General features: G+C 28.3%; 17 protein-coding genes. 15 read left to right on the top strand and 2 right to left on the bottom strand.

Annotation, left to right across the window (positions count from 1 at the left end; genetic code table 11):
• The first annotated feature begins 645 nt into the window (after positions 1–645).
• From B2671_RS00640 to B2671_RS00605, 8 genes are all read left to right on the top strand, one after another.
• Positions 646–1,146, top strand: a complete 501-nt coding sequence (locus tag B2671_RS00640) for a glycosyltransferase (protein WP_346868668.1) — start codon at positions 646–648, stop codon at positions 1,144–1,146.
• A gap of 13 nt (positions 1,147–1,159) precedes the next feature.
• The gene (locus B2671_RS00635) at positions 1,160–2,059 is read left to right on the top strand and encodes a glycosyltransferase family 2 protein (protein WP_346868667.1); all 900 of its coding nucleotides are present in this window, start codon (positions 1,160–1,162) and stop codon (positions 2,057–2,059) included.
• 10 nt (positions 2,060–2,069) lie between these two features.
• Complete coding sequence (locus tag B2671_RS00630) at positions 2,070–3,044, top strand: glycosyltransferase family 2 protein (protein WP_346868666.1); 975 nt, start codon at positions 2,070–2,072, stop codon at positions 3,042–3,044.
• The gene (locus tag B2671_RS00625) at positions 3,041–3,862 is read left to right on the top strand and encodes an ABC transporter permease (protein WP_346868665.1); all 822 of its coding nucleotides are present in this window, start codon (positions 3,041–3,043) and stop codon (positions 3,860–3,862) included. Before B2671_RS00630 ends, B2671_RS00625 begins: the two co-directional genes overlap by 4 nt.
• Positions 3,863–3,872: 10 nt before the next feature.
• Positions 3,873–5,153, top strand: coding sequence for an ABC transporter ATP-binding protein (locus B2671_RS00620; protein WP_346868664.1), 1,281 nt, complete (start codon positions 3,873–3,875; stop codon positions 5,151–5,153).
• Between the two features lie 102 nt (positions 5,154–5,255).
• Positions 5,256–6,173 (top strand): phosphodiester glycosidase family protein, encoded by a 918-nt coding sequence (locus B2671_RS00615; RefSeq protein WP_346868663.1) that lies wholly within the window; start codon positions 5,256–5,258, stop codon positions 6,171–6,173.
• A gap of 183 nt (positions 6,174–6,356) precedes the next feature.
• A complete protein-coding gene (locus B2671_RS00610) occupies positions 6,357–7,586 on the top strand; it encodes a nucleotidyltransferase family protein (RefSeq protein ID WP_346868662.1) in 1,230 nt (409 codons plus the stop codon).
• 91 nt (positions 7,587–7,677) lie between these two features.
• A complete protein-coding gene (locus B2671_RS00605; protein ID WP_346868661.1) occupies positions 7,678–10,065 on the top strand; it encodes a right-handed parallel beta-helix repeat-containing protein in 2,388 nt (795 codons plus the stop codon).
• A 49-nt stretch (positions 10,066–10,114) separates the two neighbouring features.
• Here the strand turns inward: B2671_RS00605 and B2671_RS00600 are convergent, their stop codons facing one another.
• Positions 10,115–10,357, bottom strand: a complete 243-nt coding sequence (locus B2671_RS00600) for a hypothetical protein (protein ID WP_346868660.1) — start codon at positions 10,355–10,357, stop codon at positions 10,115–10,117.
• A 310-nt stretch (positions 10,358–10,667) separates the two neighbouring features.
• Between B2671_RS00600 and B2671_RS00595 the strand changes: the two genes are divergently transcribed.
• The 4 genes from B2671_RS00595 to B2671_RS00580 all read left to right on the top strand — a co-directional run bounded on the left by B2671_RS00595 (position 10,668) and on the right by B2671_RS00580 (position 12,776).
• Positions 10,668–10,898: a hypothetical protein gene (locus tag B2671_RS00595; protein WP_346868659.1), complete on the top strand. Its 231-nt coding sequence runs from the start codon at positions 10,668–10,670 to the stop codon at positions 10,896–10,898.
• 101 nt (positions 10,899–10,999) lie between these two features.
• Complete coding sequence (locus tag B2671_RS00590; RefSeq protein ID WP_346868658.1) at positions 11,000–11,941, top strand: hypothetical protein; 942 nt, start codon at positions 11,000–11,002, stop codon at positions 11,939–11,941.
• 195 nt (positions 11,942–12,136) lie between these two features.
• Positions 12,137–12,340 carry a PqqD family peptide modification chaperone gene (locus B2671_RS00585; RefSeq protein WP_346868657.1) on the top strand — a complete coding sequence of 68 codons (204 nt, stop codon included), beginning with the start codon at positions 12,137–12,139 and terminating at the stop codon, positions 12,338–12,340.
• Entirely contained in the window at positions 12,315–12,776 is a 462-nt protein-coding gene (locus B2671_RS00580; RefSeq protein WP_346868656.1) for a lasso peptide biosynthesis B2 protein, read from the top strand. The genes B2671_RS00585 and B2671_RS00580 overlap by 26 nt, the downstream gene beginning before the upstream one ends.
• Before the next feature lie 79 nt (positions 12,777–12,855).
• On the opposite strand, the gene B2671_RS00575 is transcribed toward B2671_RS00580, so the two are convergent.
• Entirely contained in the window at positions 12,856–14,238 is a 1,383-nt protein-coding gene (locus B2671_RS00575; RefSeq protein ID WP_346868682.1) for an ABC transporter ATP-binding protein, read from the bottom strand.
• Positions 14,239–14,884: 646 nt separating this feature from the next.
• Between B2671_RS00575 and B2671_RS00570 the strand changes: the two genes are divergently transcribed.
• The 3 genes from B2671_RS00570 (at position 14,885) to B2671_RS00560 (ending at position 17,541) form a co-directional block, all read left to right on the top strand.
• Positions 14,885–15,559, top strand: a complete 675-nt coding sequence (locus B2671_RS00570; protein ID WP_346868655.1) for a hypothetical protein — start codon at positions 14,885–14,887, stop codon at positions 15,557–15,559.
• Between the two features lie 19 nt (positions 15,560–15,578).
• Positions 15,579–16,235: a zinc dependent phospholipase C family protein gene (locus B2671_RS00565; protein WP_346868654.1), complete on the top strand. Its 657-nt coding sequence runs from the start codon at positions 15,579–15,581 to the stop codon at positions 16,233–16,235.
• Between the two features lie 238 nt (positions 16,236–16,473).
• The gene (locus B2671_RS00560; RefSeq protein ID WP_346868653.1) at positions 16,474–17,541 is read left to right on the top strand and encodes a nitronate monooxygenase; all 1,068 of its coding nucleotides are present in this window, start codon (positions 16,474–16,476) and stop codon (positions 17,539–17,541) included.
• The last annotated feature ends 66 nt before the right edge of the window (positions 17,542–17,607 follow it).

The raw sequence follows: 17,607 nt of genomic DNA, 5'->3' as shown, positions 1-17,607 counted from the left end.
TTCTATTTATGTTAAGCAGTATGAATATTGGTGGAGTTGAAAAGTCCTTACTTTCACTATTATCAGTTATACCAAAGGATAAATATAATATTACCGTCTTACTCCTTGAGAAAAAAGGAGGTTTTCTAGAATATCTTCCACAGTGGGTAAAAGTCGAAGAAACTAATTGGTTTCAAGATATTAAACCAATTCTTATGGATTCACCTTATGAGACTATAAAAAGTTATATTAAGAAGAGAAAGTATCATAAAATACTTGGATTTTCTTATTCATATTTTAGGAGTAAAAAATCAAATGATAGATATATATATTATAAAAACATACTAAAGAGTATTCCTATGAATATGAAAGAATATGATGTAGCAATAGCCTANNACACATAAGGTTAAAGCAAAACTAAAAATCTCCTGGGTACATTTTGATATTTCACATCATGCGATAAATAAAAAATTATATACAAAGTTATATAAAAGATTTAATAATATATTTGTTGTATCTAAGAATGGAGAGAGAATTTTAAATAAGCAGTTTCCAGTTACATCAATTAAATCACAGGTGTTTAACAATTTAGTTTCACATGAATTAATTAAAGACATGGCTCAAGAAAAAATAGATTTTGACAATGATTTTAAGGGGATAAGAATTTTGACTGTAGGAAGATTATCTAAAGAAAAGGGGCAAGATTTAGCAATAAGAGTATTATATAAATTGAAAAAACAAGGATATAAAGTTAAATGGTATTGCATTGGAGAAGGTAAGGATAGAGATGAGTATGAGAAGCTTATAGAAAATCTAAATCTGAGAGATGATTTTATTTTATTAGGAGAAACTCTAAATCCTTATCCCTACATAAAGACTTCAGATATTTATGTTCAGCCTTCAAGGCATGAAGGCTACTGTATAACCATAGCAGAGGCGAAATGTTTAAATAAGCCCATAGTTACTACAAATTTTATTGTCGCTAATGAACAGATTGAAGATGGACAGAATGGATTAATTGTGGAGTGTAATGTAGATAAAATATGCGATAAAATTAAATTTCTTATTGATAATCCACAAGTTAGTGAAAATTTTTCAAAAGCCTTATGTAAGGATAAGATAGATACAACATGTGAAGTTATTAAATTATGTAACTATATTAATTGAAAGGAAAAATGATATGAATCCTAAAATAAGTATAATAGTGCCTGTATATAATGTTGAAAAGTATATTCATAAATGTGTTGATTCCATATTAAATCAAACTTTTAAGGATTTTGAACTTATTCTTATAGATGATGGATCAACAGATAGTTCTGGTAAGATATGTGATGAGTATGGTGAATTAGATGAAAGAGTTATAGTGATTCATAAAGAGAATGGAGGACAGTCAACGGCAAGAAACGCAGGTATAAATATTGCAAGAGGTGAATATATAGGATTTGTTGATAGTGATGATTGGATAGAAGTTGATATGTATAAGATTCTTTATGATACATGTGTATATAATGATGCTGATATGTGTTTAACCGGTGTAAATGAGGTAGATGAAGGTGGAATTGTAAGATATAAGTATATTCCTAAAGATATAATTTTTAGTGACATTTTAAAAAGAGCACATCCATGGAATAAATTATTTAGAAGAGAGCTATTTTTAAATAATAACTTATTATTTTATGAAGGCAAGTATTATGAAGATTTAGAGTTAATACCTAAGTTATATTTAAAATCTAGTAAAGTGAGTGTGGCAAAGGATATAGGATATAATTATTTGCGTAGGTCAGATTCAACAACTGGTAGTAAAGATGAGAAGATATTAGATTTACTTTGGGGATACATTAGAATAAAAGATTACATTATACAAGAAGATTTAAGTATTGATTATAGATATGAATTTGATAATGGGGTAATCTATTTAAAAAGTTTTTATATAGATATACTCTATAGGTATCCTGTAAAATTCTTATTAAAGAATTTTACAAAAATAAAAAGAAGTTTAAGAAAACTAACTGTTTTTGATTATAAAGATATATTTAAATTTATAATAAATTATATTAAGTTTAAATTTAACAATTTTTAGGTGGGTATGTATGTGTAAAATAAGTATTATAGTACCAGTATATAAAGTAGAAAAATATATAAATAGATGTGTTAATTCAATTCTTAATCAAAGATTTAAAGATTTTGAACTGATACTTGTAGATGATGGCTCACCAGACAATTGTGGTGAAATATGCGATGATTATGCTACAAAGGATAAAAGAATAAGAGTTATACACAAAAATAATGAAGGGCTTTCTTCAGCAAGAAATTCAGGGTTAAATATAGCAAAGGGTGAATATATAGGTTTTGTAGATAGTGATGATTACATACATCCCAATATGTATGATATATTATATGATACTATAATTGATTATCAGGCTGATATTGCAATTTGTGACTATGAAATGGTGAATAATAAGAACATAGAAAAGTATGAAGTTTCTAAAATGTTAAATATAAAGAAATTTAATAATATTGAAGCATTAAATGAGATGCATAAGGAGAATGGAGTTAAGTTTGTTACAGCTTGGAATAAGTTATATCATAAAAACATATTTGAAAATATAAGATATCCTTATGGTAAAATACATGAGGATGAATTTGTAATTCATAAAGTATTATTTAATAGTAAAAATATTGTATATATTAACTATCCCTTGTATTATTATTATCAAAATGATGAGGGAATTACAAAGGGTAAATTTACATTAAAAAATTTTGATGCAGCATATGCATATAAAGATAGAATGAAATTCTTTAAAGAAATAAGAAATATTAACTTATATAATAAAGCTCAGTATACATTTGTTTTAAATTTTTTTAATTGCTATAAAAAAGCATTTAATCTATTGAATATGGATAATACACATATAAAAATATATAAAAAATTATTTGCGTCAGAATTATTATATTTATTAAAATGTCCTTTATTTAATTTTAAAGAAAAGTGTTTGTGGGTACTATTTTGTATAAATTCAAATTTGTATAATAAGTACTTACAATTAAAGGAGGAAATACTATGAATGAGGTAATTTTAATAACAGGTAAACCATCTCATAAAAAGAGATTGAAAGAACTGTGGAAATATAGAGAAGTTATAACATTTTTATCATGGAAGGATATTATAGTTAGATATAAACAAACTGCATTAGGGGTACTTTGGGCTATTTTTCAACCAATATTTTCAATGATAATTATGACCTTTGTATTCGGAGGATTAGCAAATATGCCCTCGGAGAATGGAGTTCCTTATGCAATTATGGTGTATTCAGCGCTTTTACCATGGAATTTCTTTTCTGTAGCGTTTAATGGTGTATCTAATAGTCTAGTTAATAATGGTCATATGATTAAAAAAATATATTTTCCAAGGCTCACTTTACCTATATCTTCTGTGGTTACAGCTTTTATAGATTTTGTTATTTCATTACTAGTTTTATTAATTATAATGATTTTTACTGGATACTTACCTCCAATAAAAATATTATTATTTCCATGTTTTATTATTTTAGCTTTTATAATAGCCTTAGGGTTTGGCTTATTTTTTTCTACACTTAATGTAAAATATAGAGATATAAGATATATAGTTCCAGTAATATTGCAATTTGGTATGTATTTGTCTCCAGTTGCATATACAAGTTCAGTGATACCAACCAATCTAAGATTAATATATTCCATTAATCCATTAGTTGGTGTAATTGAAGGATTTAGATGGTGCATTATACCATCAGCAAGGATATATATTCCAGCATTAATTTTTTCAATTGCTATTGCATTAATAGGATTAACATTAGGAGTAAAATTTTTTATAAAGTTTGAAGACACATTTGCAGATGTAATATAGGAGGATTTATATGGGTCAGGAAGTTTTAAGGGTTGATGGTATTGGCAAAAAATATAGGTTGTTATCTAATCAAGAGAAAAATGATACTTTTATAGCTGTTCTTTTAAACTCTATTAAAGGAGCATTTAGTAAGAAAAATAAAATATCATCTGGTAATGAATTTTGGGCATTGAAGGATATTAATTTTACTGTTAATAAAGGTGAAAGAATTGGAATAATTGGACATAACGGAGCTGGAAAATCTACTATTTTAAAAATTTTTTCTAGAATTACACTTCCAACGGAGGGGGAAATTAAAATAAAAGGGAGAATTTCTTCTCTTTTAGAAATTGGAACAGGTTTCAATCAAGAATTAACAGGAAGAGAAAATATTTATTTAAATGGGTCTATCTTAGGTATGAAAAAGAAAGAGATAGAAGCTAAGTTTAAGGATATAGTAGGATTTTCAGAAATAGGTGAATTTCTTGATACACCAGTAAAAAGATATTCAAGTGGAATGCATGTAAAGCTTGCATTTGCAGTAGCAGCTCACCTTGATCCAGATATTCTTATAGTTGATGAAGTATTAGCGGTAGGGGACATGAGATTTCAAGAAAAGTGTCTCGGAAAGATGGAGGATATAGCAGATGGGGGAAGAACAATACTTTATGTAAGTCATAGTATGAGGACGATACAACAGATTTGTAGTAGGGTAATAGTTTTAGACCATGGGAAAATTATCTTTGATGGTGATGTAGATGATGGAATAAAGGTTTATATGAATAATAATTTTAATACTACCCCATTAATGAATCTTGAAAACCAAAAAAGGCAATCACACATTATGCAAAGTGCAACTATTATAAGTACCCAAATACTTAATAATAAAGATTGTATATTTACTTCTAAAGAATCTATTGCCTTTAAAATGAAATGGAAAGCTGGTAAAGATTTGTTTAATTTAAGACTGAGGGTTGAAGTCTTATTTTCAGATAATACACCAGTTGGTGTAAGCTATTCCAAGCCATTTGTAAATGCAAAGTCAGGTATCATGTATGATGATATATTTAATTTGGATACAAGTACACTTGCACCTGGAAAATATAGTACTATATTACTATTAACACAAATGAATGAATATGGTTCATATATCGACGTTGATAGAGTAGAAAAAGCATTGAATTTTGAAATCATCCCTGAAGAAAGTGAAATAGAAAAAATAGCTTGGACTCATCGTTGGTGGGGGCATGTATCATTACCAGAGGTTAAGAAAGTTAGTAATATAAATGAAAAAATAATTAAAATAATATAAGTAAAGGACTAATTAGTTTTAAATTAATTGGTCCTTTTGTTTATAATTAATAATAACTGCACATATTTATATTAGTGTATAAGTAATACAAGGGGGGATATTATGAATGAGAGGAACTCAAAATTATTAAGTAATTTAGCTGTTGGAAAAATTATTATAATAATATTATCTGCTATTTTAATGGGTATAGTAATATTTTTAGTTGCTAGTTTATATAATTATACTGCATTAAATAGTGAAGTTATTTCCAAGGTAGATAAGGATGAATTTCCATTTGATACCTATGTTAAAATAGATAATGAAACAGGGATTAGGAAGTATGGGTCACCTACAATGATGATCATAGTTGAACCTATAGTAAAAGTTAATCCAAACCTTAGATATTGGATTACCACAGTAAAAATAAAAAATCAAAGTCAACTTAATTCTGCCTTTTCAGGAGATATTTTTTCCTTAAATATAAAAGAAAAAACATCTTCTATAGCCAACAGACATAATGCTATTCTTGCTATTAATGGTGCCGCTTGTGGATTTAATACATCAGGATATGTAATTAGAGATGGAGTAGTATACAGAGGTAAGGATCTAGATTGTGCGCCATTGGTTATAGATAAGGAAGGAAGCTTTAAAATATATGAGTACGGAAAGAAGACTGCAGAAGAATTATTGAGTTTGGGTGCAAGACATACCTATGACTTTGGTCCAGATCTAATTAAAGACGGTAACATTGTTGAATATGGAGATACATGGTATAAGGGAGATGTGCAACCACGTACAGCTATTGGTCAGAAAGGACCATTGGAATATGTAATAATTGTTGTTGATGGAAGAAGTACTAAGTCACAAGGCATGAGTTGTTATGATTTAGCCATTGAATTTCAAAAGTTAGGTTGTAACTTTGCGTATAACCTAGATGGCGGAGGATCCTCTACTCTATATTTTAATGGCGAAGTTATAAATGAACCTTCAGATTTCAATGGAGAGAGAAATATTTCAGATATATTATATTTCATAAATTAAATTTAGAGTTATTCAACTAAGGTTGGGTAACTTTTTTAGAGGAAATATCTTACTATATAGAATGAAATTATTTACATAATATTCAAATATGTTACAATTATTATGTAATACATATATTAACATAAATTTAAAGTAAAGGTGAGTTATAAAGGTTGTAAATTTAATATAGTTAGGAGTATAGTTATGGATAGTACACAGAGTCAATTCATAGAATTATTGTCTCATTCAATCAGGGGAAAAACAACATATAAATTATCTGAAAACCTTAATTGGGATAAAATATTAACTATAGCCCAATTACATAAAGTGGAGGGAATAATTTATTCTTCTTTAAGTAAAAAAGATCTAATTTCACAGCTAGATTGTGAAGAACTAAAAAAGCTTCAGATATCAGTATTTCATACTGGAACAAAACAACTGAGAAATATATATAATATAGCTAAAATATTTAATAGGTTTAATGACGAAGCAATTCCTGTAATTGTATTAAAGGGTCTAGTGGTAAGGAATTTTTATCCCCATCCAGAACAAAGGGATATGAACGATGCAGATATATTAGTTCATGAAGAAGATTTAGAAAAAGTTAAATGTATTTTATTAGACTTGGGTTATAGCCAATTAGAGGATCATGTTGCATCTCATCATATAGTATTTTATCATTATACTTTTCCTATTATAGAAGTACACTGGCATATTGTTAAGAGAGATGGATTTAGTAGTGATCTTAATAAATTTGAAGAAGACGTATGGAATAATTCTATAAAAGTTAATGTAGGTGACTCAGAAGTAAGATCTCTTTGCTATGAAGATTTAGCTTTACACCTATGTATGCATATGGCATCTCATTTAGCTGCCAATGGATTTGGGTTAAGACAGCTTTGTGACTTAGTATTATTGGTAGAGAATAAAGGAAATGAAATTTCATGGGCAAGCTTCCTATATAAATCTAAGGAATATGGTTTTGAAAAGTTTAACATTATAATTTTTTTATTATGTAATAGATTATTTCACATGAAAGTTCCTAATGAATTAATAAATATTAAATTAGATCAAGAAAAATATATTAATTTGCTCATATATGAAATTTTAAAGGGTGGAGTTTATGGGAAAAAGGATGTGGTAAATTCCTTTGGTAATCAAATTGCTTTTAACTATGAATGTAAAGATATTAATGCCACTTTAGGAGCCATAAAGAGATACATACGTTTTATGTTCCCTAGGGTAGAATATATGTCAGAAAAATATAATTATGCGAAGAGATATAAAATATTAATCCCTATAGCATGGTTTCACCATTTAATAGCAGGTTTGTTTAGAAAAGAATATTCCTTCATTGATAAGAGTAAGTTTATAATAAAGGGAGCTTCTATTTCTGTAAAGAAAAATAGATTACTTAAATGGATGGAATTATAGGGTATGGAATTATATCACTAATCCCAATAATTGAATATTATATTATAGGACAAGTCTATAATATAAATTAAAGTCCAAAGGGAGAAGAGATATGAGTAGTACAGTTACTATAGAATATAGAGATAATGAGACTAAGGCATTAATATACACCAAAGATATTTATAAAAATGTAAAGACAGGATTATATATATATAAAGCTAAAGATATTAATGGATATACTCCAATAAAAAGCACTATCTTTTTATTCGTGATTTTCTTCAGAAAAAATTATACTATAACATTTTATTATAATAAGAAGGATATACCAGAGCCTGTTTATGGATGTATAGAAATTAACTATATAAATATTGATACAAATGAAAAATTAATACCTTCTATTAATATAGAGAATATTGATATGGGAGAATATAGTTATGAAGCAAAGTCAATAGAAGATTATGACCTAATTACTGATAGTAAAGTAAAAGTAATATTAACTATAGAAAATCCGAATGTAGTTATAGATTTCAAGTATAGGAAGAAGGAAATTACTGAATATATTCTTGACTTGAAATATTTTAATATTAAAAATGATGGAACTTCACCTATAGAAACATCTAAAGGTATTAATAAAGCCTTAGAATTCATGTCCTCATCACTAAAGTATAAAAAGATAATCTTTCCAAAGGGTATTTATTTAATAGATGAAAATAATCCAATAGTAATTAAATTAAAAGATATAACTATAGATTTAAATGGTTCTACTCTAAAAATTAACAGTAATGCACTAGAAAAATATTCTATTGTTAGCTTTGAAGATGGAGCAGAAAACCTCATATTTACCAATGGAATTTTGGAAGGAGATAAAGAAACCCATGATTATATTACAGTACCAGGAACTCATGAGTGGGGATGTGGATTAGTAGTAAATGGTGGAGGAAATTGTATTATAGATAATATTGCAGTGATTAATGTGCCAGGTTATGGGATTACTACTAGTAGCGGTAACAACAAAAATAGGTATGATACTGTTTATGTCAAAGATATTCAGATTGGAGATATAAATTTAAAGGGAGAAATTATTGAAAGTAACCTTTTTTCTAGGACTAAAGCTTATAACATTTCAGCTTGTAACGGGAAATTTGAGTTTGGATATACTTTAGGATATCAAGGGTATCCTTATATAAAGCAAACCCAATATATATCTTATTTTTATGATAAAAATAATCAGTTTATTTCTTCAGAGAAGTGCCTTCAATTTAGAAAAGTCATTATACCAGATGGAGCAGTTTATGTGAGATTTGTATTCCCACAGATAGATATAGCTAGTAATTTAGGCTATGTAGGTTGGATTAGTAATTTTAAGCCTCCTACTAATATAATTTTAAGGAATTGCACTATTTCAAATAATAGAAGTTTAGGAATTGCATTTTGTGGAGGTCAACAATGGACTATAGAAAATAATATTTTTGAAAATAATGGAGGTCAAGCACCTGGTTATGCTATTGACTTTGAAGATGGATGGGACCTAATGCAGGACATTAAAGTTGAAAATAATAAATTTACGGGAAATAAATCAGGAGATATAGTTACTTGTGCAGGAGATAATATTATATTTGAAGGAAATGAATTTACAGGAATGGTATATATGTGGGGAAGAACAACTAATTATAAATTTGTTAAAAATATATTTAAATCTAATTCTGTAACCTATGAATATACAAATAAAATTGAAAGTAAAGAAAATCAGTTCATAAATAGTAATTTAAAATTGCAACCGAGAAACACAACAGTAATTGAAAGACCTTATGTTTATGGAGAAACTTTTATAAATAGCAGTATTGATAGAATGACTGAGGAAGATATAATTTTAAACTCAATAATTACTAGTGATGGAACTATAAATGTGAGAATTGTTGGGAATTTAAAAGATTGCAGTTTAAAAATGAAACAATGCTATTTAAGCGCTCATCTTAATAGTTGTATTATTGAAGATAGCGTTTTAACAGTATTATTAAATGCTTCAATGAGTGGATGTATCATTTCAAAATCTATAGTAAGAACCCATGGAAATACAGAAACTATTACCTTTAATAAATGTAAGATAAGAGATTGTAACATTCTTACTCAAACATGGGGAAGTCCAACAGTATTAGAGATTAAGAATAATATTATAGAAATGAGTCCTTCATCTGATGATTTTATAAAACTGTCAGCTGGAAAAATGAAAAACCTTATATTTAATAATAATGAAGTTAATAATAGCAGTAGTAATTCTGTTTTTAATATGTTTGATACTACCTACAGTAATCCTAATGGAAAAGCTATATTAAGAGAAAATGTATTTAACCAAAATTCATCACTGTATATTTTTAATGGAACTACCATAAAAAAAGGATTATTTGAATTTAATGATATTGATAACATTATTAATAGAAATGCAAAAATGCTAAATCCAATTTATTCAAATAATGAATATTTTCTAGTTAATAATGAATAAAAAATATAGATAAGAAGGCATCATATGCTTTCTTATCTATATTTTTAACTCATGATGTTGGATTCTGAGGAATTGGTTGCACTTTTTTTGTGCATTTTCCATATCCAGTACAAAGGTCTAAGCTAAGTAGTTCATAATATTTACAATCTCTTTCCCAGGTTAATGGACAATCATTGCCTGCACCAGAAGGATTTTTACATGCACCTATAAGTGGATTCCAAAATGTGGGGTTCGTATCTTTAGTTTCGGTAATACCTAAATTGGTTAATTCTGGTTTATTCCAAGTTTTCATCTTTTCACCTCCTACTACAATACATTACTACAAAAGTAAATAAATGTAAATTGTTTATATAAATAATTATGATAGATGTTAAAGAATAATGCCAGTTTTGTTAATTAAAAAGTAGGAGTTTATTAAATACATTATATAAAGTAATCAGAAAAAAGCACGTATGAATAACAAATTTCATGCAAAGATTTTTATCAAATTTAGGTTTAAATAATAAACTCGTCTATTGAATGTTAAATAATATAATGGTAAAATTATGCATATAAAATAAAATATGTATTTTAAGTGACATTTAAATAGAAGGAGGAAAGGAATGAAAAAAGAGTGGAAGAAACCAATATTATCACAATTAGCTTCTAATGATACAAATGAAACTGAATATATTGATTTTTGTAATTGGCAAGAACCAATGACTATTAAATTTAACAATGAAGATTACACTAATCCTAATATTCAACCTGCTGACCATTCAGATTGGGTGTGGTGTTACAAGCATAATAGATGGCATCCTAAGAATCATGGAAGTGCACCAAAACAATCATAATTTTTGACCAATATACCTATATCAAAATAAAGCTTGATATAGGTATATTGATTTAAGGAAATATTAGAAACATAGAATGTTAGAAAGGAATCAATGAAATTATGTATATAAATAAAAAATATTTCTATAGAGTATATGGACTTAATATAGATTCTAATATAGAAGTTCTGGAATTCCCTAAAAGAAATGAAGATTTTAAAGATAAAGACATTGTAACTATATTATATGGACAAACTCCAAATAACATTTTAGAAGAAATTAAAGAGGGAAAAAGTATTCATATAACAAAGGATCATGTTTGGTTTCATATAGACCATGTGGCTACGTATTATATTGAAAATGGAAATACTGTGATAGTAGATCCCTGTGAAGATTGTGATAAAAGTCTTATGAAAGTTTATATAATGGGAAGTGTCTTAGGTTTTATCCTACTTCAAAGGGAGTCAACAGCTATCCATGGAGGCACCGTTGTCATAAATGGAAAGGCTATTATATTTACAGGAGAAAGGGGGGCTGGAAAGTCAACATTGACTACAGCCCTTGTAAAAAGAGGCTATAACTTTGTAGCAGATGATGTAGCTGCATTAAGTTTTGATAATAGAATAGTCATTGAACCAGGCTTTCCTTACCATAAACTATGTTTTGATGCTTTAGAGAATATGTATTATGTTAAAGAATCTTATCCTTGTTTTCATGCTGATGGAAAGATAAAGTATATAGTTCCAGATTTTCATGGGTTTTCTAAAGAAAAGTTTCCACTAACAGCAATTTGCGAGCTTGATATGGATGAGGTTGATAATGTGAGAGTGGAAGAGATAAGGGGAGGAGAAAAGCTTAATAAGATTATTAAAAATATATATAGAACTGAATATATAGGATCTATGGGAGGCATGACTCCTAAGTATTTCAAAAATTGTATAGAAATAGCTAAAAAAGCTAAGTTTTATAGAATTACAAGGCCTAGGGATAAATACACAGTGGATGATCAAATAGAAATTATTGAGGGGATATTTAAAGAGAGAAAAGGGTTTGTGGCTATGTAATTCCGTGTACAGGGTATGTATATTTTAAATTAGCATTATAAATAAGTATATTATTATATTTGAGAGGATGATAGATATGGAGATTAAAAAACTTAAAGTTAAATCTGCTAAAATTAATGGCAACCTGGAGATGACACTAAATTCTAAGATTACAAGAAATTCTGATATNNTACAGATTTAGATGGTGAAGTGGTTATGATGAATTTAGAAAAAGGTCAATATTTTATGATGAATCAGGTTGGAAGTAGAATATGGGAGATTATTAAAGAGCCTTCTACTGTTAATAATATTATTAACACATTGCTTGGAGAGTTTCAGGTTGAAAAGAATCAGTGTAAAGAAAACGTAGTAGAATTTTTAGGAAAACTTAAAAATGCAGAGCTTATCAGTATTAACTAGAAAGATTAGAACCTTTGCTATTTTAGATGGGAGTATTAAGTTAAGATTTCTAGAAGCTTATATATATACAGGAATTTATAGGATTTTAATAATCTTTGTACCTTTTAATAAACTTAGGAAGAGAATGGGTAATATAAAAGAAGAGTCGCCTGGTGAGGTAGATATAAATTCATATAGAATAGCGAGAGACATAAGGTGGGCAGTTATTAATGCTTCACGATATACGCCATGGGAAAGTAAGTGCCTTATTAAAGCCCTTACTGCACAAAGAATGATGAGAGGAAAGGGAATACCAACTACAATTTATCTAGGGGTTAAAAAGAATGAAAAAAATGAGATGGTAGCACATGCATGGATACGATGTGGGTCTTACTTTATTACAGGTGGAGAAAATAGAAGTGGATATGCAGTGGTAGCTAAATTTTCAACTTTGTAATGTAAAAGATGAATTAGTGTAAAATATGAGTAAAGCCATCTATGAAATCCTAAAAAAGATTTCATAGATGGCTTATTTATTAATTTACTGCTGTTTCTAGTATAACTTTATTCTCAATCTCTTTCAGAGTTCCTTTTTCGAGTTTTAAAATTCTATCACAGATAGATAATGCAGAAGGTGTATGGGTTATTATAATACAGGTTGGTTTATGGTCTAGTTCTTTTATTGATTTAAGGACATTGAGTTCTGTATCAATATCTAAAGATGAAGTTACCTCATCTAGGACTAAAATTGGTCTTTTTCTTAGGAGAGCTCTTGCTATGGCTAGCCTTTGAGCTTGCCCTTCTGAAACTCCACTACCTTTTTCACCTATTAGGGTATGAAAGTTATCTTCTAATTTACTTATAAACTTCAAGGCACAGGCTGCTTTTGTGGCTTCTTCAATGTCATCTGTATTAGCATCATCTTTACCGTAGCGAAGGTTATCCTCTATGGTTCCAGAAAAGAGAGTGTTTCCTTGAGGCACATAAGAGATAAGTTCCCTATGATTCCTATTTAAAACTATTTCATCACTGTTTCTTGTGTTATAGCTTCCTAGGATAATTTCTCCTTCATCACAGTGAATAAGGGATAGTAAAAGTCTTATTAGGGTTGTTTTACCTTCTCCAGAGGGACCGATTAAGGCTACAATTTCTCCAGGAGCTATGTTAAAGGTTACATTATTTATTACAGGGTTTCCTTCCTTATAACTAAAGGATACATTTTTAAATTTAATATAGGGAGACTTAAATGATTCAGGAATGCTTGGGATATTGACATCTTCAAGAGCGATTTCTTCAATTTCCATAAGTCTTTCAGTAGCTGAGATACACCCTATAAGGGCCGGGAAAGTGTTAGCAAGTCCAGAAATAGGACCTTGAATATTACTGTAGAGTTGTATCATAGCGGTAAAAGTTCCATAGGTTCCTAATCCTTTTGAAATGTTTAAAGCACCCCAGCAAAATATAGAGAAATAAGCAATGGTAGAACAAAATCCCATGGACATTCCTGAGAGAACACTAAGTTTAGTATTTTTCATAGCTAACTCATATTTGTTTTTTTGTATTAGATGAAGTTTATCTACATTAAGTTTCTCCATACAAAAGGTTTTAACTATCATTAAGTTTTGAATAGATTCTTGAATGAAAGAGCGATATTTTATATCTTCTTCTTGTATTTCTTTATATAGTTTTTTTAGTTTTCTACCAAAAGATCTACTAATTAAAAGCAATATAGGACCTACTATTACTGCTACAATTGCTACGGATGGAGCAAAATAAATTAGAGTAGAAAAGGAAGCTATGAAGGTTACTAGCAAAGATATAATGCTAGGAATAGTACCTAATATTGTTGAAGATATTGTTCCTACATCCGATGTGATTCTAGTAATCAGGCTAACACTGTGAAATTTTGATTGTTCAATCCATTCACTATAGGTAAGATGCTTATAAAGCTTACTNNTTGCATACCTTGATTGAGTTTAGTAGATGCCCTAGTACTCATAAATGAGGTAATAGGAGATATGAGCATTTTTCCAAACATTATAGTGGCCATTACAATGAGCCATTGAATAACCGTTGAAGTTTTACCACTAATAGCAGCATCTATAAGAGATTTTGATATTATAGCATTATAAACTCCAATTAAAGATAAAGCAGAATTGATTATTATTGTAGAAATAAAAAAAGGAACAATAGGTTTACATTGAGAACTAATCCATTTCATTTTTGCCCATAGATTTCTAAAATCTTCTTTTGACTCCAATTTTATATATTTATTTAATTTACTTATTCTAATGTATTTAAGATATATATCCTTTATTGAATTATTCATATAGTCCTCCTATAGATTTTATTTTTATATTAAAGAATTAGATATACTTCAATGGGCAATATATAAAATATGGATATAAATGTAATAATATGGTAACATAATTAAGCTAGATTTTCAACTTATGAAAAGTTTCTGAAAAATGAAAATTTATTATAGATAAATGGAATTGAAAACGTTATAATATTTATTAAATAGCAAATTTAAAAAGATACAGTAGAAAAGGGGAGAATAATCAAATGAAATTAGGGGATTACTTATGGGGAGGTTTATTATTTTTATGGGCTGCAGTTTTAGTAGTTCCAACAACTAGAGAAGTATTTATGGCTATGACACAAGCATATCCATATATAAGTGGCTTTTTTAAATTCTTTGTTTTAGCTACCATGGGAGACATGTTAGGAGCTAGAATTTTACATGGACAGTGGCAAAAGACTAAAGGACTAATTTTTAAAGCAATTATATGGGGAATAATTGGAATGATGATAACTTTAGCCTTTACACTATATTCAGAAGGAGTGTTAGCTGCACAAGATATAGGAAGATTACCTTTCCGTGGCTCAAAGTTTGGACATGCATTTTTAACAAGTACTATGATGAATGTTACTTTTGCACCCTTTATGTTTTTATTTCATAAATTTAGTGATTTATATATTGATGTTAAATATAGAGGGATTAAAAAGGTAACTATAAATGATTTGGTTAAAGAAGTTGATTTTAATATGCTCATAGGGTTTAGTATGTTAAAAACAATTCCATTTTTCTGGATTCCATGTCATACCATTGTATTTTTAATGCCACCACAGTATAGAGTAGTTGCTTCGGCTTTCTTATCAATAGCTTTAGGCCTTATGATGGCTATAGCCAAAAAGTCTAAAAGAACTATTGTTAATGAACAAGAGGTCATAGAATAGTACAAGAAGGAGGGGTTTAATGGCAACTTGGATAGCTCATCTTAGAATTGCAGAAAATATATTGAAAAACATGGATGATTTAGATTCTACAGCATTTATACTTGGAAATGTTGGTCCAGATTCTGGAGTTCCTAATGAAGATTGGAGTAGCTTCAATCCACCAAAAACAATTACACATTGGATTAATGAAGAAAATAATATAGATGCGGAGAGATTTTTTCATAAGTATATAAAAAATAATTTCATGGAATATTCAAAATATGCTTATGTCCTTGGATATTATATACACTTGCTTACAGATATTGAATGGTCTAAGTTTTTTAATGAAAAAAAGAAAAACGCTTTATATAATAAAAAATTAAAAGAAGATGCAAGTTTTATTTGGACCATAAAAAAAGATTGGTATGGATTAGATTTTTTATACTTAGAAAAAAATTCTAACTTTATTTTTCATACTATATTCAAAAATATAGAACAGGTACCAGATTATATAGACTATTTTCCTAAAGGGGCTTTAATGAAGCAAGTTAAGTATATAACAGAATATTATTTAGGAGATAATGAAGAGACTAAGGAAAATTTTATATATCTTAATGAAGAGGAAATGGATAAGTTTATTGATGAGACTTCTAAAAAGATATTTAGTATTTTAAAAGGAAAAATTGAATACAAATAAAGTAAGGTATATAAGGGAGAAGAACTATACATATGATTTTATGTTATAGTTCTTTTATTTTTGTATTCCTTTATGAATATAAGATCAGATTTTTTATGAAGAATGAGTTAATTATATATATTCAGTAAGGATACTTATTGCATCAATTATTAAAATGGCTTATAATAAAAATAAACTTTGATTATCAAAGTATTTGAAATTCAAAGTAAAATATCTTAATTTGAAAGGTAGTGTTTTTATGAATATAAAAGGTCTTAAGATAGGAAATATATATGTACCTATGCCTATAATTCAAGGTGGAATGGGGATAGGAGTTTCTAGATCAAAACTTGCATCAGCAGTAACTAATGAAGGAGGAATCGGAGTTATATCTGCAGCGCAAGTAGGATATGATGAAGAAGACTTTGAAAGTAATAATTTGGCGGCTAACATTAGAGCTTTAAAAAATCAAATTTTATTAGCAAAAAAAGCTACTGAAGGAGGAGTTATAGGAGTTAATATAATGGTTGCTATGAATAATTATAAAGAGCATGTTAAGGCAGCCATAGAAGGTGGTGCGGATATTATTATTTCAGGAGCTGGAATACCAATAGAATTACCAAAATTAATCAAAGGTTTTTCAGTAAAGATTGCACCAATAGTATCTTCTTTAAAGTCAGCCAAAGTTATTATGAAGCTTTGGGATAGACATGATAAAGTAGCCCCTGACATGGTTATAGTTGAAGGACCAAGAGCAGGAGGACATTTAGGATTTAAAAAGGAAAATATAAATATGACTGAAGAAGCCTTCGATAAAGAAGTAGTAGATATAATTAATGAAACTAAAATTTATGGAGAAAAGTATAATAAGGAAATTCCAGTAGTAGTGGCTGGAGGTATATATGATGGAAAAGACATAGCTAAATACTTAAAACTAGGTGCAGATGGAGTTCAAATGGCAACTAGATTTGTAGCAACAGTAGAATGTGATGCATCAGAAAATTTTAAGAAGGCTTATGTTGATTCAAAAGAAGAGGATATAGTTATAGTAGATAGTCCTGTAGGGTTACCAGGAAGAGCCATATGTAATCCCTTTGTAGAGGATACTTTTAAAGGAAAATTGAAGGTGCAAAAATGCTATAGATGTATATCTCACTGTAATCCAAAAGAAACTCCTTATTGCATTAGTGAAGCACTAATAAATGGTGTTAAGGGAAATATGGATGAAGCTTTAGTATTTTGTGGAGACAATGCCCATAGAATAAAAAGTAAAGTTACAGTAAAGGAATTAATGGAGGAGTTAAAAGCAGAAATTTTAAAAGCATAAAATCCAGAAATAAATTATAAAGATCAAATTTAGAATTAACAAAAAAATTAAAATTTTTTAATTTAG

This window comes from Clostridium sp. UBA5119 (assembly GCF_002414285.1).
GTDB lineage: Bacteria > Bacillota > Clostridia > Clostridiales > Clostridiaceae > Clostridium_J > Clostridium_J sulfidigenes.
This window is presented reverse-complemented; position numbering and strand designations above follow the sequence as displayed.